23 protein-coding genes and 1 pseudogene are annotated in these 26,022 nt (G+C 47.3%); 16 read left to right on the top strand and 8 right to left on the bottom strand.

Annotated elements, in window-relative coordinates; translation table 11 throughout:
• Positions 1 to 90 precede the first annotated feature (90 nt).
• Positions 91 to 1,287, top strand: coding sequence for a glycoside hydrolase family protein (locus KNP87_RS00225; RefSeq protein WP_214720530.1), 1,197 nt, complete (start codon positions 91 to 93; stop codon positions 1,285 to 1,287).
• Positions 1,288 to 1,327: 40 nt separating this feature from the next.
• On the opposite strand, the gene KNP87_RS00230 is transcribed toward KNP87_RS00225, so the two are convergent.
• Positions 1,328 to 2,797 (bottom strand): catalase, encoded by a 1,470-nt coding sequence (locus tag KNP87_RS00230; RefSeq protein WP_214720531.1) that lies wholly within the window; start codon positions 2,795 to 2,797, stop codon positions 1,328 to 1,330.
• 434 nt (positions 2,798 to 3,231) lie between these two features.
• On the opposite strand from KNP87_RS00230, the gene infC reads away from it, so the two are divergent.
• The 10 genes from infC to KNP87_RS00280 all read left to right on the top strand — a co-directional run bounded on the left by infC (position 3,232) and on the right by KNP87_RS00280 (position 12,849).
• Positions 3,232 to 3,762 (top strand): translation initiation factor IF-3, encoded by a 531-nt coding sequence (gene infC / locus KNP87_RS00235; RefSeq protein ID WP_012371059.1) that lies wholly within the window; start codon positions 3,232 to 3,234, stop codon positions 3,760 to 3,762.
• 27 nt (positions 3,763 to 3,789) lie between these two features.
• On the top strand, positions 3,790 to 3,984 hold the full coding sequence (gene rpmI, locus KNP87_RS00240; RefSeq protein ID WP_012371058.1) for a 50S ribosomal protein L35: 195 nt from the start codon (positions 3,790 to 3,792) through the stop codon (positions 3,982 to 3,984).
• A 37-nt stretch (positions 3,985 to 4,021) separates the two neighbouring features.
• Positions 4,022 to 4,381, top strand: coding sequence for a 50S ribosomal protein L20 (gene rplT / locus KNP87_RS00245; RefSeq protein ID WP_012371057.1), 360 nt, complete (start codon positions 4,022 to 4,024; stop codon positions 4,379 to 4,381).
• 117 nt (positions 4,382 to 4,498) lie between these two features.
• Positions 4,499 to 4,981 (top strand): dUTP diphosphatase, encoded by a 483-nt coding sequence (locus tag KNP87_RS00250; protein WP_026832357.1) that lies wholly within the window; start codon positions 4,499 to 4,501, stop codon positions 4,979 to 4,981.
• Between the two features lie 12 nt (positions 4,982 to 4,993).
• Complete coding sequence (locus KNP87_RS00255; protein ID WP_026832358.1) at positions 4,994 to 6,076, top strand: M42 family metallopeptidase; 1,083 nt, start codon at positions 4,994 to 4,996, stop codon at positions 6,074 to 6,076.
• Between the two features lie 3 nt (positions 6,077 to 6,079).
• On the top strand, positions 6,080 to 6,835 hold the full coding sequence (locus KNP87_RS00260) for a TrmH family RNA methyltransferase (protein ID WP_026832359.1): 756 nt from the start codon (positions 6,080 to 6,082) through the stop codon (positions 6,833 to 6,835).
• A 312-nt stretch (positions 6,836 to 7,147) separates the two neighbouring features.
• Positions 7,148 to 8,170 (top strand): phenylalanine--tRNA ligase subunit alpha, encoded by a 1,023-nt coding sequence (gene pheS / locus KNP87_RS00265; protein ID WP_026832360.1) that lies wholly within the window; start codon positions 7,148 to 7,150, stop codon positions 8,168 to 8,170.
• Between the two features lie 12 nt (positions 8,171 to 8,182).
• Positions 8,183 to 10,579: a phenylalanine--tRNA ligase subunit beta gene (pheT, locus tag KNP87_RS00270; protein ID WP_214720532.1), complete on the top strand. Its 2,397-nt coding sequence runs from the start codon at positions 8,183 to 8,185 to the stop codon at positions 10,577 to 10,579.
• A gap of 145 nt (positions 10,580 to 10,724) precedes the next feature.
• Positions 10,725 to 12,146 (top strand): FtsX-like permease family protein, encoded by a 1,422-nt coding sequence (locus KNP87_RS00275; RefSeq protein WP_214720533.1) that lies wholly within the window; start codon positions 10,725 to 10,727, stop codon positions 12,144 to 12,146.
• Positions 12,147 to 12,150: 4 nt separating this feature from the next.
• Positions 12,151 to 12,849, top strand: coding sequence for an ABC transporter ATP-binding protein (locus KNP87_RS00280; RefSeq protein ID WP_214720534.1), 699 nt, complete (start codon positions 12,151 to 12,153; stop codon positions 12,847 to 12,849).
• 84 nt (positions 12,850 to 12,933) lie between these two features.
• On the opposite strand, the gene KNP87_RS00285 is transcribed toward KNP87_RS00280, so the two are convergent.
• The 4 genes from KNP87_RS00285 to KNP87_RS00300 form a co-directional block, all read right to left on the bottom strand.
• Positions 12,934 to 14,118 (bottom strand): MFS transporter, encoded by a 1,185-nt coding sequence (locus KNP87_RS00285; protein WP_214720535.1) that lies wholly within the window; start codon positions 14,116 to 14,118, stop codon positions 12,934 to 12,936.
• A complete protein-coding gene (locus tag KNP87_RS00290; RefSeq protein WP_026832365.1) occupies positions 14,115 to 14,552 on the bottom strand; it encodes a MarR family winged helix-turn-helix transcriptional regulator in 438 nt (145 codons plus the stop codon). Before KNP87_RS00290 ends, KNP87_RS00285 begins: the two co-directional genes overlap by 4 nt.
• A gap of 73 nt (positions 14,553 to 14,625) precedes the next feature.
• Complete coding sequence (locus KNP87_RS00295; RefSeq protein WP_214720536.1) at positions 14,626 to 16,023, bottom strand: sensor histidine kinase; 1,398 nt, start codon at positions 16,021 to 16,023, stop codon at positions 14,626 to 14,628.
• A complete protein-coding gene (locus KNP87_RS00300; protein ID WP_026832367.1) occupies positions 16,007 to 16,669 on the bottom strand; it encodes a response regulator transcription factor in 663 nt (220 codons plus the stop codon). The genes KNP87_RS00295 and KNP87_RS00300 overlap by 17 nt, the downstream gene beginning before the upstream one ends.
• A 140-nt stretch (positions 16,670 to 16,809) precedes the next feature.
• On the opposite strand from KNP87_RS00300, the gene KNP87_RS00305 reads away from it, so the two are divergent.
• Positions 16,810 to 18,279 carry a UDP-N-acetylmuramoyl-L-alanyl-D-glutamate--2,6-diaminopimelate ligase gene (locus KNP87_RS00305; protein WP_214720537.1) on the top strand — a complete coding sequence of 490 codons (1,470 nt, stop codon included), beginning with the start codon at positions 16,810 to 16,812 and terminating at the stop codon, positions 18,277 to 18,279.
• A 145-nt stretch (positions 18,280 to 18,424) separates the two neighbouring features.
• On the opposite strand, the gene KNP87_RS00310 is transcribed toward KNP87_RS00305, so the two are convergent.
• The 3 genes and pseudogenes from KNP87_RS00310 to rnhC form a co-directional block, all read right to left on the bottom strand.
• A complete protein-coding gene (locus KNP87_RS00310; protein ID WP_214720538.1) occupies positions 18,425 to 19,501 on the bottom strand; it encodes an RNA-guided endonuclease InsQ/TnpB family protein in 1,077 nt (358 codons plus the stop codon).
• Positions 19,502 to 19,505: 4 nt separating this feature from the next.
• A pseudogene (tnpA, locus tag KNP87_RS00315) lies at positions 19,506 to 19,878 on the bottom strand (IS200/IS605 family transposase).
• A 178-nt stretch (positions 19,879 to 20,056) separates the two neighbouring features.
• Positions 20,057 to 20,977 (bottom strand): ribonuclease HIII, encoded by a 921-nt coding sequence (gene rnhC / locus KNP87_RS00320; RefSeq protein ID WP_214720539.1) that lies wholly within the window; start codon positions 20,975 to 20,977, stop codon positions 20,057 to 20,059.
• 119 nt (positions 20,978 to 21,096) lie between these two features.
• Between rnhC and zapA the strand changes: the two genes are divergently transcribed.
• The 4 genes from zapA to KNP87_RS00340 are packed head-to-tail and all read left to right on the top strand — an operon-like array spanning position 21,097 to position 26,012.
• Positions 21,097 to 21,333, top strand: coding sequence for a cell division protein ZapA (gene zapA, locus KNP87_RS00325; RefSeq protein ID WP_012371043.1), 237 nt, complete (start codon positions 21,097 to 21,099; stop codon positions 21,331 to 21,333).
• 2 nt (positions 21,334 to 21,335) lie between these two features.
• Entirely contained in the window at positions 21,336 to 21,884 is a 549-nt protein-coding gene (locus KNP87_RS00330; RefSeq protein ID WP_026832370.1) for a CvpA family protein, read from the top strand.
• Positions 21,885 to 21,929: 45 nt separating this feature from the next.
• Positions 21,930 to 23,645 carry a DNA polymerase/3'-5' exonuclease PolX gene (polX, locus tag KNP87_RS00335; RefSeq protein WP_214720540.1) on the top strand — a complete coding sequence of 572 codons (1,716 nt, stop codon included), beginning with the start codon at positions 21,930 to 21,932 and terminating at the stop codon, positions 23,643 to 23,645.
• The gene (locus KNP87_RS00340) at positions 23,646 to 26,012 is read left to right on the top strand and encodes an endonuclease MutS2 (RefSeq protein ID WP_214720541.1); all 2,367 of its coding nucleotides are present in this window, start codon (positions 23,646 to 23,648) and stop codon (positions 26,010 to 26,012) included.
• Positions 26,013 to 26,022 lie beyond the last annotated feature (10 nt).

A 26,022-nucleotide genomic window follows, 5' to 3' on the forward strand; every position in this document is an offset into this window, starting at 1 on the left:
GGAATGGCGCATCAGCCATTCCCTTTTTTTGTGGGCTACAGAGTTGATCTCCCGATACCGATAACAGATGTAAGGAGGGGAGTCGAAAACATGAAAAAAGGACTGGTTTTTGGAATTTGTCTGCTGCTCGTTTTTTTACTTGTGCCGCATCCGGAACATGCCAAGAGTATGAAAAGTTACCGGATCACACCACAAACCGAGCCGATTGATCCCGTATTACGAAGCTATTCGACGTACAATGCCAAAACAAAAAATCATTATACGTTACGGTCCTATCTCGAAAGAATCGAAAAAGAGGGCGGCGGAACATTAGTCTTGTCAAAAGGCACTTATCTGTCCCCGTTACGTGTTGGAATTCCTTCCAATACGACGATCATCCTGGAAAATGGGGTCATCCTCAAGAAAACGAATGAGACCGGCACATCAAAGATTCAGGCAACGACAAGTATTTTCGATTTCGTGCCACCTTCTGTTTTGCGGTTGAATACAACAGTCGGAAAATATAGTGGTTCAAAAAACATCAAGATCATTGGGCAAGGGAATGCTCAAATTGATTTGAATCATTTCCCACGCGGCTCGGCGTTTGCGATTGCGCACAACGAAAACTTGTATCTCGGAGGAATTACGATTCGAAATCAGTACGGATCACACGCCATTGAACTGGATGCGACGAAAACGGCACTCATCGAAGATATGCATTTCGTCGATGCGAAGATGCTGGCTGGGACGGGTCCAAATGAATCAATTAACTTGGATACGCCGGATCCGGTTACAAAAGGCTTTCAATGGAAGTGGTCGGCACAAGACCGGACGCCGAATCACGACATTACGATTCGCAACAACCGCTTCACTCACATTAATGTAGCCATCGGGACGCATCAATATTCGCAAGATCGTCCGCATACCGCTGTCCGCATCCTGAACAATGTGATTGACGGCACGAAGGACCATGCGATTTCGATGATGAATTGGAGCCAGCCTGTTGTTCAATCCAACACGATTCGTAACGTCCGTCGATCAGACGGAAAAGCAATCGCTATTTTAGGGCGCGGGATAGTTGGTGGCAACATCAAACAAAATCGACTGGAAAATGCAGACCGGGCGATTCAATTTCAACCCCACGTCAATTATGGATTTAAGCCGATTTACAACCGATTTACGGATAAAGAAAAATTGAGTTTTCGCCAGAACGAGGTGAATGAGGTCGGAGTGAATCAAGTTGTTTTGTTTTCGAAGTTAGGCACGTTTTCAGCAGAGACATCGGAACGGTTTAATTTTGTTCCATAAAAAAAGCCTATTCCTTTGCGGAATAGACTTTTTTGAATGATTATTTTTGCATCTGTTGCAAGAATGGTTGAATGTCGACTTGCAAAGCTTCCGATAATTTTTTACCGAGTGATTCATCTGCCCGGTAGAAGTTGCAAATCGCAAGCAAGACGGTATTTTCATGGCGGACTTGTTTTAGGTCATCCACGAGGTTGTTGAGAAGAGCTGTTTGTTCTTCTTCTGTTAAGCGACGGTAAACTTCACCGGCTTGTCCGAAGTTATTTGTTTTTTCGATTTCAAGACGTCCGTGAATATCATCATACAACGGTTGGTTTTCTTCCGTGTATTCAGGTGTTTGTTTCGGCTCGTCCTGATAACGGTTCGGCTCATAGTTGACCGGACTCGTTTGTTGTCCGACAGGCATCGCACCGTCACGTTGATAGTTATTGACTTGCGCGAACGGACAGTTGATCGGCAACTGTTGGTAGTTCGTTCCAATACGGTAACGCTGCGTGTCTGAATACGAGAAGAGACGTCCTTGGAGCAACTTATCTTCTGACGGCAACATTCCTGGAATCAGAACACCCGGGTTAAAGCCGACTGACTCTGTTTCAGCAAAGTAGTTATCGACGTTTTTGTTTAGCGTCATCGTTCCGACATGTTGGAATGGGATGACATCTTCGAACCAATCTTTTGTTGCATCGAGCGGATCAAAGTCGAAGTTATCAACATCGGCAGGGTCAAGGACCTGTACGAAAAGATCCCACTCTGGGAACTCGCCGTCTTCAATGGCTTGGAACGTATCGTTCGAAGCGTGATTAAAGTCTTTTCCTTGTACTTCTGTTGCTTGGTCCGCAGAGAGGTTATGGACGCCGATTTTCGGAACCCAACGTAATTTAACGTAAACCGTGTTTCCGTGCGCATTCACCCATTTGAAGGCATGGACGGAAGAACCGCGCATCTTACGGTAGCTTGCCGGAATTCCTTCATCTGTAAACAGGTGCATCAACATGTTTGTTGATTCCGGGCGTAACGTCATGAAATCCCAGTAACGATCCGGATCTTGGATGTTTGTCCGTGGATCTGGTTTTAAAGAGTGAACCATATCCGGGAACTTCATTGCATCACGAATGAAGAAGACCGGTAAGTTATTGCCGACGAAATCCCAGTTTCCTTCTTCTGTATAGAACTTGACAGAGAAGCCGCGTGGATCGCGTAATGTTTCCGGAGAATGTGTACCATGGATGACGGTCGAGAAACGAGCGAATACCGGTACTTCTGTTCCTTCATTTTGAAGGAATGCCGCTTTTGTATATTTTTTCATGGAGTTTTTCACTGTGAATACACCGTGCGCGCCAAAACCGCGGGCGTGAACGACACGCTCAGGAACACGTTCCCGGTCAAAGTGCGCCATCTTTTCAATCAGTTGATAATCTTCCAATAATGTAGGTCCACGACGTCCAGCTGTTCGTGAGTTCTGGTTATCACCGATCGGGACACCTTGATTCGTTGTTAATCGTTTTTCACTCATGTTTATAATTCCCCCTTATGTATAAGATTACATTGATTATAAAACAATAATTATTCTAAATAAAGAATAATGCTCTGCAAATTCTGAAAAGTTAACGATACTTTTTTTAAATACCCCGCGTATGTCAGTTAGAAACTTCTTGCTAAACGTGAACAGGATTGCTATTATAATCAAGTAACTGAGCAACGTTCTGTTGAACAGATATAGCGGCTTGACATCGAGGGAAAACAAGTGCTATGATAGCAAAGTGAAATGACAACAAAGCAGAAGCATCCCGCTTCTCACCACGCATAGTAAACTGTGCTGGTCCATCATGATGATATGCGATGATAGAGTGTTCTCTGATTATTGTATAGGTTATGAGTGTGGGCGGGAAAAACTGCCGACGCTTTTTTTATAGCGTTTTATATCATTCATTTTTCGTGCTCTGCACGATGGAGGTGCTAACCATTAGCAAAGATCTGTTAATCAATGAAGGCATTCGCGCTCGAGAAGTTCGTCTTATCGGAGCGGATGGTGCTCAACTTGGAGTCCAGTCGCGTACGGAAGCGTTACGTTTAGCTGAGGAAGCTGACCTTGACCTCGTCATGGTCGCACCACAAGCGACGCCGCCTGTATGCAAAATCATGGACTACGGTAAATACCGTTTTGAGTTACAAAAAAAGGACAAAGAAACTCGGAAGAATCAGAAAGTGATTCAGATGAAAGAAGTTCGTCTCAGCCCGACGATCGAGGAGAATGACTTCCAAACGAAATTCCGTAATGCGAAGAAGTTCTTAGAGAATGGCAACAAAGTGAAAGCGAGTATTCGTTTCCGTGGACGTGCCATCACTCACTCAGAAATCGGTAGACGTGTCCTCGAACGTCTCGCTACAGAATTGAGCGAGTTCGGTGTCATTGAACAGAGACCGAAGATGGAAGGACGCAGCATGTTCTTAGTGCTTGCTCCAAAGAAAGAAGACTAATCGAATCGAAGTAGGAGGGAATCTCTCATGCCTAAAATGAAATCGCACCGCGGTGCTTCTAAGCGTTTCAAACGTACTGCTTCAGGTAAATTGAAACGTGGTCGTGCTTACACAAGCCACTTATTCGGTAACAAATCAACTAAAGCGAAACGTAAATTACGTAAAGCTAGCATGGTATCATCGGGTGACTTTAAACGTATCCGTCACATGATCGCTAAGTAATTTACCCAATCGTACACAGATTTAGGAGGGAATTTATATGCCACGCGTAAAAGGCGGATATACGACTCGTCAACGTCGTAAAAAACAACTCAAATTAGCTAAGGGCTACTACGGCTCGAAACATACACTCTTCAAGGTTGCAAAACAGCAGGTCATGAAATCTCTCATGTATGCTTATCGTGACCGTCGTCAAAAGAAACGTGACTTCCGTCGCCTCTGGATCACTCGGATCAATGCGGCTGCACGTATCAACGGTCTTTCTTACAGCCGCATGATGCATGGTCTCAAACTTGCAGGTATCGACGTTAACCGTAAGATGCTTGCTGACCTCGCAGTTACAGATGCAACTGCATTTGCTTCACTTGCTGACACAGCAAAAGCAAAATTGAACGCTTAAGTTCAACAATTCGTCGGGGAATTTAATTCTCCGACGATTTTTTTGGATTCATGGTAAAATAAAAAAGCACATTTTTGCACGCTATGGTAATTTTTTTAGAGTAAAAGGAGAATTAAGATGGACTGGTTGACACTTTTTGAAATGCAGGAACAATTGGATAAACGGATTCAGTCAGAACACAATTTGACGGGAAATCAATTTGATGAACGTTTGCTGGCGCTGTTAGTGGAGCTTGGTGAGCTTGCGAATGAAACGCGTTGTTTTAAATTCTGGTCGACAAAAGGACCATCCGCTCAAGTCACGATTCTCGAAGAATATGTGGACGGTGTCCATTTTCTGCTTTCGCTAGGGCTTTCGTTGGATTATCGTAAAAACGCTTTTGTCGAAGGAGATTATTACTTGACGGCAACAGATGCCTTCTTGGATGTCTACAATAAAACAAATGTGTTTGCGATTTCGCGAACAGAGCAAAGCTATGAGGTTTTAATTGGTGCCTACTTAGCATTAGGTGCTACACTTGGATTTACACAAGAAATGATTTTCAAGGCTTATGTCGCAAAAAACGAGGCGAATCACGTTCGCCAAGACAACGGTTACTGAGGAGGAAATCAGATGAACGAACAATTACATATGCTGAAACGTCTTACAGACGCAACGGGTGTTCCAGGGAATGAGAAAGAAGTCCGTCAATTGATGCGGGAATATCTGGAGCCGCACGCAGAAGCCTTTCACCAAGATGGATTAGGAAGTTTGTTTGCTGAACATCAAGGGGCAGGAGAAGATGCACCACGGATTCTGATTGCCGGTCATATGGACGAAGTTGGATTCATGGTCACGAAGATTGATGAGAAAGGGTTTCTTCGTTTTCAACCGCTCGGTGGTTGGTGGGGACAAGTTCTTCTCGCACAGCGTATGAACATTGTTACGTCATCTGGCGAAGTCATTCCGGGTGTCATCGGTGCGAAGCCGCCTCATGTTTTACCACCGGAAGCGCGCAATAAACCAGTTGATATCAAAGACATGTTCATCGATATCGGTGCCACTTCAAAAGAAGAGGTAGAAGGTTGGGGGATTCGACCGGGAGATACGGTTGTTCCGCATTGCGAATTTACTGTGATGAAAAATGAGAATTTTTTAATGGCAAAAGCGTGGGATAACCGGGTAGGTTGCGCGATTGCCATCGAAGCCATCAAACGTTTAAAAGAAGAGGGACATCCGAACACGATTTTCGCCGGTGCCACCGTCCAAGAAGAAGTTGGATTACGTGGGGCTCAAACGATTGCGAACTTGATTCGACCGACGATTGCCTTTGCAGTCGATACGGGCATCCCGGGTGATACACCGGGTATGACGGATCGGGAAGCGTTGTCGAAACTCGGAGAAGGTGTTCAAGTCATCATCTTTGACGCAACGATGATTGCACACCGTGGATTGGTTGACTTCGTAACAACTGTCGCAAAAGAAGAAAACATTAAATATCAATTGGATCTGACACCGGGTGGTGGAACGGATGCAGCGAAATTCCACCTGTCGCATACAGGGGTACCTTCACTTGCCTTGACTGTTCCAATCCGGTACCTGCATACCAACGTTTCAATCATGCATAAAGCAGATTTCGAGGCAGCTGTCGACTTGATCGTCGCTGTCACAAAACGTTTAGACGCAGAGACGGTTCAAGCGATTTATGAGGGGTAAACAATGAAACATATTTCTTCCGCAAAAAACGAGATCGTCAAACAATGGAAAAAACTTTTAACAAAAAAAGGACGCTTGCAAACCAAACGTTTTCTGATTGAAGGAGAACATTTAGTCGAAGAAGCGGTCCGCGCCGGCATCATCAAGGAATTGATCGTCCGTGAAGACGTTCAAGTACCGGGTTCTTGGAAAAAGAATGCGGCTGATTTGATCACAATCGACGAGTCCGTTGCGAAAGTATTATCCGAAACCGAAACGACACAAGGGATTTTCGCGGTTTGCGAAATGAAAGAGCAGACGGAGCGCTTAGAGCGTGGTCGTTATCTCTTGCTGGATCGCCTTCAGGATCCGGGTAACGTCGGGACGATGATCCGGACAGCGGATGCTGCTGGATTTGATGGCGTCATCGTTGGACACGGAACGGTTGATGTCTACAACAGTAAAGTCCTCCGGGCAACACAAGGCTCCATTTTCCATCTTCCGGTCATCATGATGTCACTGGAAGACGCTATTCAAGATTTACATGAACTGGGTGTCTTCATTTTAGGAACGGCACTGCGGGATGCGCAACCGTATACGGAAGTCGGCAACATCGGGGCGATTGGTCTGGTCATCGGAAACGAGGCACAAGGGGTTGCACCTGAGTTACTCAATCAATGTGATGGACGGGCATACATTCCGATTCGCGGAAAAGCGGAATCGTTGAATGCAGCAGTCGCAGCCGGAATTTTACTGTATCATTTTGCGAGCGTGGATTGAATCACTGACCCGTTCATGCTAAAGTAAATGACAGCAGAACAATTATAATGAGACGTTGATGGAACAGAGTAGGTTGGAAAACGATTCGATTAGGGAGAAGAAGCCCTGGACTGAAAGCTTCTTTACGAATCCGCTGACTGAATTCACTCCGGAGTCGCACGAGAGATCGTGACGGGAAGCGCCCGTTATCGCGCTACTTGAGGACTTGATGAATTCAGGTCAAACAAGGGTGGTACCACGATTACATTGAATCGTCCCTTCGGCATAATGTCGAAGGGGCGATTTTTTTATTTGAGAAAAGGAGTGATGAACATGCGGGAACAATTAGAAGCACTTCGTGACGAAGCGCTGCAACTCGTAAATCAGGCAAGTACACAAAAAGAATTGAACGATGTACGGATCAAATACCTTGGGAAAAAAGGTCCGATTACGGAAGTCCTTCGTGGGATGGGTAAATTATCGGCTGAAGAACGTCCGGTCGTGGGTGAGATTGCCAATGCCGTGCGCGGAGTGATCCAAACGGAGCTCGAGCAACGTCTTGTAGACGTCAAACAACAAGAGATGGATGCAAAATTAGCACTTGAGGCGATTGACGTGACGCTTCCGGGCCGACCGAAACAAGTCGGACAAGCGCATTTGTTGCAACAAGTGACGGATGAAATCGAAGATATCTTCGTGGGTCTCGGTTACACGATTGCGGAAGGACCCGAGGTCGAACAGGATTTATTTAACTTCGAAATGTTGAATCTGCCGAAGGATCATCCGGCACGTGATATGCAGGATTCATTTTACATCACGGACGAAATCTTGATGCGGACGCATACGTCGCCGGTTCAAGCACGGACGATGCTCGCTTCAAAAGGAGAACCGATTCGAATTCTCTGCCCGGGTAAAGTCTACCGCCGGGATGAAGATGATGCGACGCATTCACACCAGTTCATGCAAGTCGAAGGACTTGTCGTCGGTGAAGACATCTCGATGGCTGATTTAAAAGGAACGCTCGAAGCGTTCGTTAAACAAATGTTTGGTGAAGCACGTGAGATTCGGTTACGTCCAAGCTTCTTCCCGTTCACAGAACCGTCGGTCGAAGTCGATGTCTCCTGCTTCAAATGTGGTGGTAAAGGATGTAATATCTGCAAACAGACAGGTTGGATTGAAATTTTAGGAGCCGGAATGGTTCATCCACATGTGTTGGAAATGGCAGAATACGATAGTACGAAAATGTCTGGATTTGCCTTCGGGATGGGGATTGAACGAATCGCCATGTTGAAATACGGCGTCGACGATATTCGCCACTTCTATACGAATGACGTTCGCTTCAGCGAACAGTTTTAAGGGGGAAAACAGATGTTAGTCTCAAAACAATGGTTACAGGAATTTGTCGATGTTCGTCAAACATCAGGTCAGGAACTCGCTGATTTGATTACGAAAAGTGGAATTGAAGTCGAAGGGGTCGAAGTACGTGACGCCGAACTGAACAATATCGTCGTCGGTCGCGTTCTGACGAAAGAAAAACATCCGGAAGCGGATAAACTCAATGTCACGACCGTCGATATCGGCCAAGCAGAACCGGTTCAAATCGTCTGTGGGGCACCGAATGTCGATGTCGGACAGGATGTCATCGTAGCGCGTGTCGGCGCACGTCTTCCGGGAATCAAAATCAAGCGGGCGAAACTGCGTGGAGTTGTTTCGGAAGGCATGATTTGTTCCCTCGAAGAACTTGGCTTTGAAAAAAAATACATCCGCGAAGACGAGCAGGACGGAATCCATACATTCCGTGAAAACGTCGAACCGGGTCAAGATGTATTAGAAGTGCTCGGGATGCATGATGAAATTCTGGAACTCGGGCTGACACCAAACCGTTCGGACTGTCTCAGCATGTACGGCGTCGCCCACGAAGTCGCGGGAATCTTGAATACGAAACCGGTCTTCCCGACGGTCGACGTGACGGAAGCATCGGAAACTACGGCTGTCGAAGTCCGACTGGATTCGGAAGCCTGCTCGTTTTACGCAGCACGTGAAATTCGGGACATCGTCATTGCCGAATCGCCACTCTGGTTAAAAAATCGTCTGATCGCCAACGGCATTCGTCCAATCAACAATGTCGTCGACATCACGAACTTTGTTTTACTGGAGACAGGGCAACCACTCCATGCTTTTGATGCCCAAAAACTCGGCAACCAGATTGTTGTTCGTCAAGCAACTGCCGGCGAAACGTTCCAGACACTGGATGAAGTGGAACGGACACTCGACCCATCGATGCTCGTCATCACAGACGGTGAGCGTCCGGTCGCACTGGCAGGCGTCATGGGCGGGGCGAATACAGAAGTTGATGCAACGACGACATCGATCGTCCTTGAATCGGCATATTTCGCTCCTATCTCCGTTCGGAAAACAAGCCGTGTCTTAGGTCTGCGTTCGGATTCAAGTTCACGCTTTGAAAAAGGCGTCGACCCACGCCGCGTCCTTCTGGCGCTTGATCGGGCCGCAACATTGATTGCGGAAGTAGCGGGCGGGACGATCCTTGCCGGCACAGCGCAAGCCGGTGCTCTGCAACTGGAGGATCATTTGATCGAAGCAAGTGTCTCATACATCAACCATCGTCTGGGAATGGAAATCGAAGGTACGGTCATGCAGGACTTGCTCGAACGCCTTGGTCTTGGTGTTGAACTATCGGCAGATGCGTTGACGGTCAGTGTACCGACACGCCGCCAAGATTTGATGATTCCGGCGGACTTAGCGGAAGAAGTTGCACGCCTGTACGGATACGATGCCTTAACATCGAGCCTGCCAAGCGAAGCAAGCCGTGGATTCTTACCGAAACGGAATCAACACCGTCGACACATTCGTCGTCTCCTTCAAGGTGCCGGATTGTCACAAGCCATTACGTATTCGTTGACGAGTGAACAACGGGCGATGCAATTTAACGAGCAACACGATTTGCATCCCGTCAAACTGGCAATGCCGATCAGCGAAGCCCGTTCGACATTACGGACATCTCTGATTCCAGGATTGTTGGAAGTCGCGCAACACAATGTCGCGCGTCAGCACGCCGATCTTGCGTACTACGAACTCGGCAGTGTTTATCTCCAGCGCGATGCCTCACTGGAAACATTACCGCTTGAACAGGAAATGGTAGCCGGTCTCATGGTTGGTCTCGCCGAACAACATCGTGTCCACGGAACACATGTCAAAACGGATTTCTTCGTCATGAAAGGGATTGTGGAGACGTTGGCTGAGGCACTTGACGTGTCCTTGACGTATGAATCGGTCAAGATGCCGTCGATGCACCCGGGTCGGACGGCACGCGTCTTCCTGAACGGCGAGTCGATTGGGTTTGTCGGACAAGTCCACCCTGGGTTGTCTAAAGAGGAGTACGGGTTAAAAGAAGTGTATGTATTCGAAGTGGATGCGATGGCCCTCCATTCCAAAGAAGCACTCGTGTATCAAGAAATTTCCCGCTTCCCGTCGATGACGCGTGATGTCGCGGTTGTCCTTGACCGCTCGGTAACGGCGAGTGAAGTCGAAACCGTCATCACTCAAGCAGCAGGACCACTTCTGCAACGAGTGGAACTGTTTGATGTCTACACCGGCGAGAACGTTCGGGAAGATCAAAAATCATTTGCATTTTCATTACGGTATCAAAATAAAGAACGGACACTGGTGGATGAGGAAGTCACGACAGCCCATCAACAGGTGGTCGAAGCACTCCAATCGACGTTTGACGCCGAATTGCGTGCTTAATAGCCAGAACGAGCCTTCGGGATGACAGTCATGTCATCCCGTTTTTTTATTTTTTTGTCTTCTTCGTTTGAGATACAGCCGGACTACAGGTGGTCTACAGGTCCGCTCGATAAGATGAAGTCAGAAGATAAAAGGAGGCAGACAGATGAATTTTTTAAAACGGGCAGGAAAAAGCATCATGGCACGAAAGGGGAAAACGTTGATTCTGTTGATTATCTTATCGGTCATCGGATCACTGGTTCTATCCGGATTTGCCATTCAACATGCCGCGAAGTCAGCGGGAGAAGAAGCACGAAAGGAATTAGGGGCGACAGTTACGCTTCAAGTCGACCGGCAAAAACAGATGCAAGAACGTCAAGGGTCCGGTGAACGGGGGCGACCCGAGCAACAAGCGATCAGTTTAGAAGAAATTGAATCCATTGCGAAACTCAGTAAAGTGAAATCGGTCAATTACGTCTCGCAAACAACAGCGACTTCGAGCACTGTCGATCCCGTGACGAGTGAGGCGACAGATACGTCCGACTCACAAGGACCGGGGGCGGTGGAGCTGCCGGAAGGAATGACGACACCTGATTTTTCGCTGAACGGTGTGACGAGTATGGAACTTCTGGCTACGTATACTGCGGGCACTTTGAAAATGGTGGATGGAGAAGCGCTGACGGCAGAGTCTCCGGAGAACAGTGTTGTCATCGATGAAAATTTGGCGGCGGAAAATGAGTTGAACGTCGGGGATACGATTAAAATAACAGCAACGACAACGGCACAATCGCAGAAATTAACCATCATCGGGTTGTCGACATCGACGGAAGCAACGTCAGATGCCGGATTCCGGGCTGCCGGCTTCATGGATGCGATGAATCAAATGTACGTGGCCAACGATACATTAGCCCAGTTCGCAACGGAGGACGGTCAAGTCAGTCTATCGAGTGCCGTGTATTCGTTAAACGATCCGGCGAGCATCGCGGCGTTTAAAAAGGAAGCCGAACTTGCGGCAAGCGACCTGGATTGGGATACGTACGTATTGGATGCTAATGATGCAGCGTATCAAAAAATGGTCGGTCCGATTGAACAAGTCGCTTCCTTCTCAAAATCAGTCGTCTATCTCGTCAGTATCGCGGGCGGATTGATCCTTGCACTCTTGATTTTGTTATCGGTGCGGGAACGTCGAAAAGAGATGGGGATTTTACTGGCGATGGGTGAAAAACGTTCAAAATTGATAGGACAATTATTGGTCGAGACGTTTGCCATCGCAGCAGTAGCATTTTTGATCACGTATGCAACAGGCGGCATGACATCACAATTCATGACGGATCAATTATTGAATCGTGAAGTGACTGAAGCAGCGAGTTCGGTTGCGACACAAACCGGCTTTGGAGGTCCGGGTGGTCCGGGACAACAACTGTTGAACAGTATCCCGCAAATCACGGAGATGACAACGAAAATTGACTGGACCACGCTGATTCAAGTGGCTGAAATCGGAAGTCTCATCGTTCTCCTGTCTGTTCTGTTACCAGCAATTGCTTTGCTCCGCATGAATCCAAAAGAAATTTTACTACGGGAGGATTAATCCAATGACAATCTTACAAATGAATGAAGTGTCCTATGCCTATACATCCGGCAGTCAGATTCAGCATATCTTAAAGGAAGTCTCGATTGAATTCCAAGCCGGTCATTTTTATGCCATTCTCGGAGAATCCGGTTCGGGGAAAACAACAGCGCTCAGTTTGTTGAGTGGTCTCGATTCACCAACGGCAGGACGGATTGAGTATGAGGGACGAAATTTGCGGAAAATCGGATTGACGACGTACCGCTCTCGGCATGCAGCGACAGTATTCCAAGCCTTCAATTTGTTGACGTATATGAATGCGATCGATAATGTCATCGTTGCTCTGGAAATCAGCGGCAGACGCGTCAAGTCGAAGCGGAGTCACGCGTTGATGTTGCTGGCCGAGGTCGGATTAGACGAAGCGCATGCCGAGAAAAAAGTCCTCCAGCTGAGTGGAGGACAGCAGCAGCGGGTGGCAATCGCTCGGGCGTTAGCGACGGAAGCCCCGATTATTCTTGCCGATGAGCCGACAGGTGCGCTTGATGAGAAAACAGCGGCTGACATCATTCAGTTGTTTCAACGGTTGGCTCATGAGTCGAATCGCTGTGTCATTACCGTCACCCATTCAGCCGAAGTCGCACGTGCAGCAGATCATATCATCGAACTGAAGCAACAACGTTTTCAAATGAGAACGAATCTACACCCGCAAACGGTATCACAGTGATTCACCTATACCAAAAACACCGGATGGTCCGCGTTCCCTTAAGAACGAAGGATGTCATTCGGTGTTTTTTTGTATGTGAAGCCATTAAGAAGCGAGCGTTTGGTCGTGGGGAGGTTGATTTTGACGGTTAAATACAAAGTAGATGAAACCACTGGTAAGGACGATGATGCTGCAAAACAAGAACATCTTCGAGTAACCGATGCCTGCTGCCAGGCTTGAGAGCAGTAACGCCCCGAGACCAAATCCGATGTCATATGCCAAGAAAAAGGTGGAGATGGCTTTTCCCTTCTGATGCGGAGCGGCATACGTCAGCATGACCGTTTGAAGACCAGGGAAGACCGAGGCAGAACCGACACCGATGATCAGCGCGGCCAACAACAGTCCGAAAAGTGACGGGAATGTTCCTAAAATCAGAAAACCAACGGCATATAAACAAAAAGACGGAAACAAGACGAAGCCGGGACCTTTTTGATCAAACCATTTCCCGGCCAAAGGACGGATGGCGACCATTCCAAGCGCGACGACGGCATAAAAATAAGAGGCATACGTAATGTGTCCGATTGTGTCCGCATAAAGGGAAATGAAGGCAGATGTACTGGAAATCGCGACGCCGGCCAGAATCGTAGCAACGAGTAACAGGGGACGCGATAAAAATAAGGATTGGTGCAGACGAAACACCCGTGTGCTCGGCACATGCTGACTCGTCAACGGAAGACGAAGCATGAGCATAAACGAAACCAGTGCAAGTAAAGCGACCATGATGAAATACACGACGAACGCTTGTTGTTGAATCAATGCTAATCCGATGACCGGACCTAAAACGGAAGCCAGATTCATCGAAAGAACAAAATAGCCCATACCTTCTCCTTGGCGTGATTTCGGGATGAGTGTCGTCACAGCCAAGCTGATCGAGGAAGATAACATACCAAAACTAAATCCGTGCAACACTCGGACGGCAATCAGATAGAGGAACGAGTCGAGCGGCAGGACAAAGACATATAACAGACTCATGAACGTAAACAATCCTGCCGACAGAAGCAACATCCGCTTTAAGTCAAATCGATCGAGCCAATGACCGATCAAGGGGCGTGAACAGACGGTTGCTAAAATGAAGCTTGTAACGACCCAACCGAGTGCCGCTTGTGAGACGTCAAACCGTTTAGCGGCGAGTAACGGCAAGGAAGCATTTAATAAATAAAATGTGATGAACAGAAACAGGTTGATCACAAGCGTCAAGACATAGTGGCGATGGAATAAACGGTTTTTCAATGAAGTTCCTCCTGTTCATCGGGTCGGTGTGTCGCCAGCAGGTGTGTCAGGATGGAGCCCATCATCTGCCGTTCGTCGTTCGAAAGCGTTTCTAAAAAACGCTGATGGGCAGCCTGGACTGCTTGATCAATGGCTTCAAAAATATCATGTGCTTGTCGCGTCAAGGTGACGGTACGCTTTCGGCCAGATCCTGTCCGAGAAATAAAGCCGAGTGTCTCGAGTCGCGTGACGGTTTTCGTGACAGCTGGTTTTTCGATGACCAAATATTTGGATAAAGCGACTTGGGAGACGGGTTCAAGTATCGCAACAGCCTTTATTAAAGCCCATTGACCGGTGTGTAACGAAAACGGAGCAAGCGCAACATCGATGTCGCGTTTGACGAGGCGTGCTACTTTGGACAATTGACCCAGTAAGTCTTCTTGGTGGGCGGACATAAAAAACCTCCTTTAAGTTAACTAGTTAACTTAAAGGAGTATACCGAATCCAACAGGATGTTGGCAAGGCGAGTCAAGATGTTTTTGGAAAAACGATTTGAACCGTCACTTGATCCCTCGTACCGTGCAGATGCGCCGCGACACCTAAACGTTCCATGATTTGATGAACCAAATATAATCCCAGTCCGCTCCCTCCATGAATCCGATTTCGGGACTGTTCCGAACGGACGAGTGGATCAAACCAGTCCGCTGTTTCACTTGTATCGTGAAGAGTCGGTTGATTCGTAATCGTTAAGAGGGTCTCCGTATCGGTCAGATGTGTCGTAATCTGGATGGTTCCCGCGTTTGCCGTATAGGAGACCGCGTTCATCAGGAGATTGTGCAAAGCGCGACCGAGTAAAGAGGGATCACTTCGAACCGATACAGCATCACCGGTCACGGAAACGTGTAACCGGCGTTCCGTGATGAAGTTCTCCAGCGGATGCAATTGTTGCTGCAACATCTGATGTAAATCAATATCGTGTTCCTCAAGTGCTACTTGTTCGACACGGGCGACTTCAAGAAGTTCGGCGAGTAATGCTTCCATGTTCTCGATGACTTGACCCGCGCGTTCCAAGTAATAGTCCCGGTCTTTGTAAGCCCCGAGATTTAGTGACATCCCTTCAATCTGTCCCTTGATGATCGTCAACGGTGTCTTCAACTCATGGGAGATGGCGAGAAATAAGTGGCGTCGTTCCGTATCGCGCTGCCGGTCCTTTTCTGACTCCAAACGCAATTGTTCGTTTGATGCCTGCAGAGAGTGCATCGTTAATTCCAGTTTTGTTGCCAGACGGTTGATATTTCTCGACAAATCACCCAACTCATCAGATGAAGTATGGTGTGTCCGTACGGAAAAATTTAAATGAGCCAGTTCTCGTGTAGCTTGATTGATTGTCAGCAATGGACGCGAAATCGTTCGTGAATAGAGGAAAGCAGCTAAAACAGCTAACAACAACAACGGTAAAATGATGTAAGGCGCAAGATTCAGAATCACACTTTTCACTTCGTCGATGGGTTGAATCATTTGATTGGCATCTAAAATCAAGGTCTGATCCGTCAAGTCAAGGGTCAACGATTCTTGAATCATTCCCTCCGGTGCATTCGCATTAAAGGATCGCGCTTGACGAAGAGGGGCACGTTCGAAGCCCGGTGCGTAAAACAACTGATTGGATTCCGTCCAAAGTGAAAATCGGATTCCCTGATCCGAAAGTTGGTCGAGTGTCGCAATCAACTCCGAACTGGACGTCTGTTGACTGATGTTTTTAATGTCCAGCATCGTCGTATGAAATTGCTCTTCCCGGTAACTTTGATAATAAGACGGTAAAGTGGCGTATAAAAAGCCCACGGTTGACAGGACGGCAATTATCAGTAAACTAACGGTTAACAAAAATAATTTCCATGTGATCCGATGGCGTTTAATGATGCGCTTCAAGTTTATATCCGACTCCTTTTACGGTCTGAATGTACGGGACATTGATTTTTTTTCGGAGATTTTTAATGTGAGTATCCAGGAAACGGGTGTCTCCGAATGCTTCAAATCCCCATAGTTGTTGAATCAGTTGTTCCCGCTCCAAAACACGACCAGGATGTTCAAGCAGTAAATGAAGGATTTGAAATTCCTTTAACGTCAAAATGATAGCGTTACCAGAAATTAAAACGTTATAGCTTGCCGGAAATAGGGTAATTTCACGAAAAGAGAGTTCTTCTTCGACATTCGTTTGAATGCGTCGAATGATGGCTTCGATTCTGCGTAACAAGACACGTAACGAAAAAGGTTTGGCGATGTAGTCATCAATCCCAAGATCAAACCCCTTCACCTGATTCTCCTCATCTTGTAGAGCGGTCAAGAAAATGATAGGTGTTTGAGAGCTTTTTCGAATTTGTTGCGCGACTTCGAATCCATCCAAAAAAGGCATCATGATATCTAACATGATTAAATCAAAGGCAGCCGTCTGATGAAGCTTAAGAGCTTCCATGCCATTAGCTGCGCTCGTGACTTGATAACCGCTGGATTCCAACAGTTCGGTCAAAAGTTCACGGATGTCAAATTCATCTTCCGCGATTAAAATATGTGTCATTCATTTTCACCTCTTCCTCAGTTGTATCATGACTATCTGAAGTTTAGCTGAAGATGAAACGACTTGTGTTCTTTTTTTAGACAAAACCAGTCAGAATGTAGCTACCGTTCGTTTACACATAAAAGGAGAGAACATACACCATGAATCGTCCATACAAACACTTGTCAGAATTAATTGCCTTATTTCAGCTTACGTGTGAGGAAGACCCAATCGTTACGAGTATCGAAACAGACTCACGCCAAGTGACAACAGGAAGTTTGTTTATTTGTGTACGTGGTTACACGGTAGACGGGCACCAGTATGCACGAGAAGCAACAGAGAACGGTGCGGTCGCGATTTTAGCGGAAGAACCACTTGAAGGGATGACTGTCCCGGTCATCGTGTTACCGAATACAAAGCAGGCGGCCGGACGAATTGCCGACTTATTTTATGACCACCCAAGCCGACAGCTCCGGGTTTACGGCATAACAGGGACGAACGGCAAAACGACGACGACGAAATTAACGTATGATTTATTCCGCTCCGCCGGACATAAAGCAGGGATGATCAGTACCGTCGGAGCGATGATTGACGGCGAGATGATTGACACCCCGAATACGACACCGGAAGCCGTCATTCTGCATCGATTGTTACATCAAATGGTTGAACAAGGTGTGACGGATTGTGTGTTGGAAGTCTCCTCACACGCCCTCATGGAAGGGCGGGTCGAAGGGGTTCAGTTCCATGCGGCTGCCTTTACGAATCTGACACACGATCATCTGGATTATCATGCGTCGATGGAGGAATATGCTGAAGCAAAAGCGTTGCTGTTTGAACAAGTGGCGACAAGCGGAGGAAAAGCTGTTGTCCTGAACGAGGCAGATCCAACGAGTGCACTCATGGCTAAAGCTGCAAACGGAGTGCCGGTCCTGTGGTATGCGACAGAGGAAGCGTCAGATGCTCCGATTGCTGTCGAGTGGCAGGAGGAGACCGTCCGGGTCCGTTTGGACGGAACCGTCACGGAAGTCCCGGTCTTTCTTTTAGGTGACTTCAATGCCGCGAATCTGGCAGCAGCCATCGGCTTGATGCGTGCGGGTGAGGTCAACATGTACCAACTGATTCGGCACATACCGGAGCTTCGTTTACCAAAAGGGCGACTGGAGCGTGTTCCGTTTGACGGATGTGAAATCTACATTGACTATGCCCATACTCCAGACGGATTGGAAAAATGTTTAAAGGCATTGTCTGTTCCGAACGAACCGCTATACATGGTCTTAAGTGCCGCCGGAGAACGTGATCGTTCAAAACGACAGGAGATGGGACGAATTGCCAGTCAGTACTGTGAGGGAATCATCGTCACCGTTCATGATCCAAGGCGGGAAAACCCGCAACAAATCATCAAGGAACTGATTGCAGAGATTGCCCCCCGGAAAATCATCACCTGTCACGAAACACGAAAAGAAGCCTTGCAGATTGCAGCGAAAATCGCTTTGACGGGAAAACGAATCGTCATTGTCGGAAAAGGGCATGAACGGTTTGAACGGATCGGTATGAATGATGTGCCGTTTGATGAGATGAAGATTTTGACGGAAGAATTAAGCCGATTGTCCGGTCAAGAATCCGCCATTTGACACTCCCACGGCTACAGCCGCAAGCTCATCCTTCGGGATGAATGGGATTCTGAAGTGCTTGTGCGAGCGCAGTCCATTTCTGTTTTGCTCAAGCCTTCAGATGAGGGTGTGCCATCACCCCTCCTGAGACAGACCCTAAAGGTTCTCAGGCTGATTGACTGTTACCATCAACCACAGGTGCATATCTAATATTCATCGCACCGACTAAATCTCTGTGCTTTTTGAATCCACATGGACAAAAATAGGTTCGATCTTTCGCTTTGTTTCTTTTACCGCAAGAAGGACATGTCTGAGACGTGTACGCAGGATTGACGTACTCAACCTTGATTCCTTCCAAATTTGCTTTGTATTCGATGAATGTTGCTAGGCGATAGAACGACCATGTATGCAGATTCTGATTGTTTTTACGGCTTGTTCTTGCCGTCTGCCGGATGTTCGCCAGTCTTTCTAGGCGAATGACAGAAACGTGATTCTCTTTCGCAAATGAAACGATCGCACGACTTACCTTGTGATCTTTGTCTCTCATCCAACGTTGCTCTTGATTATTTAGTTTCTTGATTGCGTTCAGCTTCTTCTTTTGACCGAGCTCTTTCCGTCTCGCACGAAACTTGCGTTTCATGTATTTGTTCTCGCGTCCGTTCCCGAAGAACCTCGCCTTGTCGCCATCAGTCGTTGCGACTGCCGGGACTTTCAAACCCAGATCCACACCGAGAACCTTGGAGCCGGTCTTCTCGGTCGTGAGAAGCGTGACAGCGATCTGGGCAATCCATTTGTTCGACTTCTTCGTGATGCGTAGCGTTCCCAACTTATTGTTCAGGAGTGAGAAATTGCGATTGTGTGTATCGACCATTTCTGCTTTAATTGCCATCTTCTTTGCCTTCCCGTCCATCATGATCGGAAGAGAAATCGACTCGAAATCGAACGAATAGTTCTGGTTGTTCCATGTGCAGTAGGGTTTCTTGAGGATAGGGATGATTTTGAATTTGGATTTCTTGACTTTCTTGAAGAGGCTTTGGGCGTCTTTGATGACTTGGTTCTTGACGGCGCTAGGCAAATGAGACTGGACATTCTTGCTCGTCAGCTTAAGCATCGTTTCTGCCTCTACCATATCTGAGACCAGTTGGTTGGCCGTGTGGATATAAGTTCCCATCATACGCTTCAAAATAGATTGTTGTACTTTGGTAGGACGAAGTTTGATGTTCACCGTTAATGTCTGATTCAAGGTGTCACCCCCTTGTTTTTTGTTGCTCGACATAACGCTTGATTGTTTCGCTCGACACATTTCCGGCGGTCGAAACGAAGTAGGAACGCGTCCAAAGACTTGGCAAGTGTTGAAGATGAGGAAATTCCGCTCTTAATTTTTTAGATGTCACGCCTTTGATTTTTGCCATGATATCAGCAGGACTGAGTGTTGGAGGGGCATTGAGGAACAGATGTGTATGATCTCGATCACATAATAAGGCGATGGTATGGATTTCTAAGCTTTCACAGATCTCCTGCACCAATTCTTTGAAACGTCCTTCTATATCGAGGGCAAAAAACGAAATGATAATGGATCAGAGAAACGGTGGTCTGGGTTCTTCGATAGTTGTTTTTCATATTGACAATGTATCCTTTCAAACAACTTACTGCAACGCAAAAAAATATTTTCGGATACATGAAGTGCCAAAACCTTCGGCTTCTTTGTGGGCACTCCGTATCCGACCGAGCTTTCATCCCACCTCTAAAGGAGTGGGATGAAAGCTCAAAAATTCTGTAAAAACCGACCATGCTGAAATCATGGTCGGCTTCGTTTTTCGGCTAATGCTTGTGCTTTTTTCGTGTTGGCAAAATGAAACTTCGTCCAATCCTTCAGACGATCCGGTCCGTAACGCAACAAAAGGGAAGCGGCGACCTGATCGACCTTGGCACCTGCTCCTTTTGGAATCTCGGTTCCTGCCTGTTGGCTCAGCTGATCCATTTCCTTAAGGAAGATGGCACGTGCCAGGATCGAAGCGGCAGCGACAGCAACGTGAAGACCTTCTGCCTTTGTTGAAAAGTAGACATTGTCTTTGACTTGTTTTGCTTCCCCGGACAAATGTTTATAATACGTTGCTTTTTCAGCAAACTGATCAATTAAGATTGCCTGCGGCGGGTGGTCCAGTTTTTCGAGTAAACCGTTCAGCGCCGTATTGTGAAGCAGGGCAGTCATTTTCCCTTGTGTCATCGTCTGTTGCATCCGGTTGTACTCCGGAGTATGTAAAATACGGTAGTCATACGGAATGACAGCATGAAGGTCCCGTGCAATTTTGCGGATTTCCGGATCAGAGACGTTTTTTGAATCACGGACACCAAGCTCACGGACCAGTTCGATGTGTGAATGATCGACATAAGCGGCGACGACGACCAACGGACCAAAAAAATCACCTTTTCCGACTTCGTCACTTCCGACGACAGACCACTTGGCAAATCCCTCCGGAAGGGTCGCACTTGCCGTGGAAGCAGTCTTTTTGGCAATCGCCGATCCGTAACGGGCGGAAATGGTTTCAGCGTCTCGTCCTTGAAACATCACCTTTCCGGAATTATAGACCGTCACGATACATCCTGGTGTACGCGCGGCAAAACGTGCGTAAGCAGGAGGCGAAATACGCGCTCCTTCAAAATCAGAAATGACGGACTCTTGTTTTTCATTTGTTAACTTTAATACGACCGTTCCCATAACATGATCACCCTTTCGAAAATAAGCATACCATCCTTAAGACGGATGGTGGACTTCTTTTCCTATTTGAAAAATGATGGTACTATATGAAAGAAGCAAAGTATGAGGAGGACAGGAAAATGGCTGATTCAGAAGGGTTGAACCGGACGACGATTCATATCGCAGGGAATGACTATACGATTGTCGGAACGGAGTCACCTGAACATGTACGCGAAGTGGGTCTCCTCGTGGATACGAAAATTCGTGAAATTAGAGACCAAGCCCCACAACTAGATGTTCGTCAAATTGCTGTTTTAGCAGCTCTCAATATCGGTAGTGATTATGTAAAAATTAAAAAGAATTTGGGTGAGCTTTAAAAATGATTTCTTTTGTAATCTTATTGTTTCTGGCTTTAGGAACGATGACGGGTGTGCGTCGCGGAGTAGTCTTGCAGGCGGGACATTTGTTGAGTTTAATCATCTCGTTTATCGTCGCGTTATCGTTTTACGATGAGCTGGCCAAACAATTTAAATTATGGATTCCGTACCCATCGACACTGGACGATGCGGGAATTGACTTGACGATGTTTTCGATTCCAAGCTCAGTTGGACTAGATGAAGTTTTTTATAAGGCCTTTTGGTTCATCGTCTTATTTTTTGGAACGAAAATCATCTTATCGATCATCATTGCGATGTTTGATTCCTTAACGAACATTCCAATCTTGAAGCAGGTAAAAGGACTCTTGGGTGGTGTGTTCGGTTTCATTGAGATGTACATCTTCATTTTCTTGATTCTGTTCTTGGCGGCTTTTGCACCGGTGCAGTCGATTCAAGATGCCATCGCCAATTCAAGCTTAGCCTCCTTCATGATTCAACATACACCGTTGCTTGCAGAATGGTTGATGGAAAAAGTCGGTTTGATAAAATAACGTGCTCCCGTTGAAAGGGAGCTTTTTTTGAGGGGAGAATTGAACATGCGGACAACACAAGACGCCATTCGACATTTGGAACGAATTTCAGTTTATCTGGAAGTAAAGGGTGAAAATCCGTTTAAAATCAATGCGTTTCGTAAGGCAGCCAGCCTGCTTGAAGCAGCAGAACTCGACTTCATGGCGATTGAGGACTTTACGGCGATGAAAGGTATCGGAAAAGGAACGGCAACGGTCCTGGAAGAATTCCGCGATACCGGATCAAGTACGGCTTTGACGGAGCTGGAACAGCAAGTGCCGGAAGGATTGATTGCCCTGCTGAAAATACCGGGACTCGGTGGGAAAAAGTTGGCGAAATTGCATGAAGTCGGTGTCATTGATGCAGATTCCTTCGCGGAAAAATTGGCGGATGGTACAGTAGAAGCAATGCCAGGATTCGGGAAAAAGACGGTTGAAAAATACAGTAAGGCACTCGAGACCTTTGAAACACGACCAGAACGATTGCCATACGGCGTCATGCGTAAAAGTGTCAGCGAACTGGAGCGGACATTAGCGGGAATCGATCAGATCATCCGTTTTGAAGTCGGGGGCAGCTTCCGTCGGGCGGAAGAAACGTGTAAGGATCTTGATTTCATCATCTCGACCGAGCACCCAAAAGAGGTAAAAGCACAATTACTGGAAATCGAACAGATCGATGAAATCATTGCTGCCGGGGAGACGAAAGTATCGATCGTCCTGAAACGGGACGATGCCTATATTGCAGTCGATTTCCGGTTGGTCGATGATTTGGCGTTTGCTTCGACGTTACACCATTTCACGGGATCAAAGGATCATAATGTCCGGATGCGGCAACTTGCGAAAGAGCGAGGGGAAAGCATCTCGGAATACGGGATTGAGACAGCAGAGGGTCTCGTACAACCGAAAACGGAGGACGAATTGTTCGCCCGTTACGGTTTACCGTTCATTCCGCCTGAACTGCGGGCCGGACGGTTGGAATTCGAGGCAGATTTAAGCCGGTTAATCCGCGAAACGGATATTCAGGCGGATGTCCACATGCATACGACATGGTCGGACGGCACGTTGTCCGTCGAAGAACTCGTTGATGCCTGTGCCGCGCGGGGGTATTCGTGGATGGCGATTACTGATCACAGTAAATATATGAAGTTCGTCAATGGTTTGACGGAAGAACGCTTACGGAAACAGCGGGTGGAAATTGAAGCAGCCCGGCAAAAACATCCGGAGATGACGATTTTATGCGGTGTCGAGATGGATATTTTACCGGACGGTTCATTGGACTACGATGATACGTTTTTACAAGAAATGGACTATGTCATCGCCTCGATTCATTCCAAATTCGATCAGACGGAAGAGGAAATCATGCAACGGTTGGAAAATGCCTGCCGTAATCCGTATGTTTCTTTGATTGCCCATCCGACCGGACGAATCATCGGACGCCGGGAAGGATATGCGGTCAACATCGACCGGTTGGTTGAACTGGCGGCAGAGACGGGCACGGCACTGGAATTAAATGCGAATCCCGCTCGGTTTGACTTAACGGCGGCGTCGCTTGCGAAAGCGAAGGCAGCAGGCGTCAAAATCATGATCAATACCGACACGCATCGGCCGGAAATGTTAGAAGATATGAAACTTGGTGTCCTGCATGCACGTAAAGCATATTTGGAACCATCCGATGTCATCAATACGTGGACAGCAGAAGAAGCGCGGGCTTTTTTTGATCGAAAACGTTTAGGAGTGAAATAAATGAATGCCAATGCACTACGTGTATTAGAATACGATAAATTAAAAGAATTACTCGTCAAGCAGACGGCGAGTTCACTTGGTGCACAGTTCGTGCGGAAGATGGAGCCGGCAGAAGATTTTGAACAGGTAAAAGCATTACTCGCTTTGACGACGGAAGCAACGACGGTTTACCGCTTACGCGATCGTTATCCGTTCGGTGGCTTGACCGATGTCCGCAGTGAGGTGAAACGAGCTGAAATCGGTTCTGTCCTTTCGACAAGCGAACTGCTTGCCGTTGCGGATGTCGTCTATTCCGGACGACAAGTCAAAGCGTTTCAAGAACGCTTGCATGAAGACCACCCGGATCTCCGTTTACCGGCGCTCGACAGCCGGATCGAACAGATTACGAAACTGGTGGAAATCGAACAGGGAATCCGTCACGCGATTGACGATCAAGGAACGGTTCAGGATTCAGCGAGTGATAAACTCCGAGCTTTACGCAGTCAATTGCGTTCACTCGAAGGTCAGGTCCGCTCGAAAATCGATGGTGTATTACGCAGTAAATCGAAGATGTTATCCGACGCCATCGTCACGATGCGTAACGATCGTTACTGTGTCCCGGTCAAACAGGAGTACCGGCAGGCGTTTGGCGGAATCGTTCATGATCAATCGGCGTCCGGTGCAACATTATTCATCGAACCGCAAGCTGTCGTTGCAGCCAACAATGAAATTCAAGAAGCGCGTCTAAAAGAGCGGGCGGAAATCGAACGGATTTTAGCCCAACTTTCGGCACTCGTCGGATCGGTTGGCGATTCGTTACGGATTAACGTCGATGTCTTGGCAGAACTGGATTTCATCATGGCGAAAGCCTTGTATGGTCATACGATTCGTGCCGTCGAACCACGCTTAAATGAAAACCGTCATGTCATTCTCAAAGAAGCCCGTCATCCGTTCATTCCGGATGACGAAGTGGTGCCGATCACCGTATCGTTAGGCGGCGAGTTTACATCGCTCGTCATTACCGGTCCTAACACCGGGGGGAAAACCGTCACATTGAAAACGATCGGTTTACTCCAGTTAATGGTCCAATCCGGTTTGTATGTACCGGCAGCCGACGAGACGGAGCTCAGTGTCTTTGATGCGATTTATGCCGATATCGGTGACGAACAGTCGATTGAGCAAAACCTGTCGACGTTCAGTTCGCACATGACGAACATCGTCTCCATGATGGAAAAAATTGATTTCATGAGTCTCGTCTTGTTTGATGAATTGGGAGCAGGGACAGATCCGACAGAAGGAGCGGCCCTCGCCATTGCGATTTTGGACGAAGTGAAACGGCGTGGCGCACGTGTTGCCGCGACGACTCACTACTCTGAACTTAAAGCCTATGGATACAACCGGGAAGGTGTCGTCAACGCCTCGATGGAGTTTGATGTCGAATCACTCAGCCCGACCTATCGGTTATTAATTGGTGTACCGGGACGTTCGAATGCCTTTGAGATTTCAAAGCGGCTGGGTCTTGAGGACCGGGTCATCGATGCGGCACGCGATCAAGTCGGAAGTGATGCCCAGTCCGTCGAAACGATGATCGGGCGATTGGAAGAAGCGAAACAACGTGCGGAATCGCTGGAACGGGAATTGTTGCAAGAACAACAACGATTGATCGAAGAGCGGGAAGAATTCGAGCGGGAACAAGCGGAAATCCATGAAGAGAAAAATGAGATTTTAGCAAAAGCAGAAGAAAAAGCAACACGTGCCGTCGAACGGGCACAAAAAGAAGCCGAAGCCGTCATCAAACGTCTAAAAGAGTTACGGGATGCAGGCGCTGTCAAAGAACATGAACTGATTGAAGCCCGCAAACAACTCGAACAGGCCAAACCAACCTTGCAAGATCAGCGTATCGCCAAGGTGAAGGCCAAATCGAATCAAACACCTGTTTTTGCAAAAGGGGAAGAAGTCAAAGTCACGACGTTCAACCAAAAAGGGTACATCATCAATCAAAACTCAAACGGAGAGTATACCGTTCAAGTCGGAATCATGAAAGTAAACGTCAAACCCGGTGATCTCGCGAAGGTCGGCGAAGCGAAATCGGCTTCCAAAACCAAAAAACGGTCCGGCGGGACAAGTGTGACGAAACAGTCCGCGGCATCGGCAGAACTCGATTTGCGGGGAGTTCGTGTCGAAGAAGGTCTCTCGAAACTCGACCGCTTCATGGATCAGGCCTTACTGTCGAACTACGAACAGATTCGTGTCATCCATGGACTCGGGACAGGTGCGATGCGTCAAGGAGTGCAAGAGTATCTGCGTGGAAACCGTCATGTCAAAACCCATCGCCTTGGAGGTCAAGGTGAAGGTGGTCATGGTGTGACGATCATTGAATTGAAATGAGGCGCGTCAG

This window comes from Exiguobacterium sp. s192 (assembly GCF_018618795.1).
Lineage (GTDB): Bacteria > Bacillota > Bacilli > Exiguobacteriales > Exiguobacteriaceae > Exiguobacterium_A > Exiguobacterium_A undae.

Bases quoted from the DNA above. Each gene is read 5' to 3' on its own strand.
- KNP87_RS00225 (WP_214720530.1), top strand. From the start codon at position 91: ATGAAAAAAGGACTGGTTTTTGGAATTTGTCTGCTGCTCGTTTTTTTA.
- KNP87_RS00230 (WP_214720531.1), bottom strand. From the start codon at position 2,797: ATGAGTGAAAAACGATTAACAACGAATCAAGGTGTCCCGATCGGTGAT.
- infC (WP_012371059.1), top strand. From the start codon at position 3,232: ATGGAGGTGCTAACCATTAGCAAAGATCTGTTAATCAATGAAGGCATT.
- rpmI (WP_012371058.1), top strand. From the start codon at position 3,790: ATGCCTAAAATGAAATCGCACCGCGGTGCTTCTAAGCGTTTCAAACGT.
- rplT (WP_012371057.1), top strand. From the start codon at position 4,022: ATGCCACGCGTAAAAGGCGGATATACGACTCGTCAACGTCGTAAAAAA.
- KNP87_RS00250 (WP_026832357.1), top strand. From the start codon at position 4,499: ATGGACTGGTTGACACTTTTTGAAATGCAGGAACAATTGGATAAACGG.
- KNP87_RS00255 (WP_026832358.1), top strand. From the start codon at position 4,994: ATGAACGAACAATTACATATGCTGAAACGTCTTACAGACGCAACGGGT.
- KNP87_RS00260 (WP_026832359.1), top strand. From the start codon at position 6,080: ATGAAACATATTTCTTCCGCAAAAAACGAGATCGTCAAACAATGGAAA.
- pheS (WP_026832360.1), top strand. From the start codon at position 7,148: ATGCGGGAACAATTAGAAGCACTTCGTGACGAAGCGCTGCAACTCGTA.
- pheT (WP_214720532.1), top strand. From the start codon at position 8,183: ATGTTAGTCTCAAAACAATGGTTACAGGAATTTGTCGATGTTCGTCAA.
- KNP87_RS00275 (WP_214720533.1), top strand. From the start codon at position 10,725: ATGAATTTTTTAAAACGGGCAGGAAAAAGCATCATGGCACGAAAGGGG.
- KNP87_RS00280 (WP_214720534.1), top strand. From the start codon at position 12,151: ATGACAATCTTACAAATGAATGAAGTGTCCTATGCCTATACATCCGGC.
- KNP87_RS00290 (WP_026832365.1), bottom strand. From the start codon at position 14,552: ATGTCCGCCCACCAAGAAGACTTACTGGGTCAATTGTCCAAAGTAGCA.
- KNP87_RS00300 (WP_026832367.1), bottom strand. From the start codon at position 16,669: ATGACACATATTTTAATCGCGGAAGATGAATTTGACATCCGTGAACTT.
- KNP87_RS00305 (WP_214720537.1), top strand. From the start codon at position 16,810: ATGAATCGTCCATACAAACACTTGTCAGAATTAATTGCCTTATTTCAG.
- rnhC (WP_214720539.1), bottom strand. From the start codon at position 20,977: ATGGGAACGGTCGTATTAAAGTTAACAAATGAAAAACAAGAGTCCGTC.
- zapA (WP_012371043.1), top strand. From the start codon at position 21,097: ATGGCTGATTCAGAAGGGTTGAACCGGACGACGATTCATATCGCAGGG.
- KNP87_RS00330 (WP_026832370.1), top strand. From the start codon at position 21,336: ATGATTTCTTTTGTAATCTTATTGTTTCTGGCTTTAGGAACGATGACG.
- polX (WP_214720540.1), top strand. From the start codon at position 21,930: ATGCGGACAACACAAGACGCCATTCGACATTTGGAACGAATTTCAGTT.
- KNP87_RS00340 (WP_214720541.1), top strand. From the start codon at position 23,646: ATGAATGCCAATGCACTACGTGTATTAGAATACGATAAATTAAAAGAA.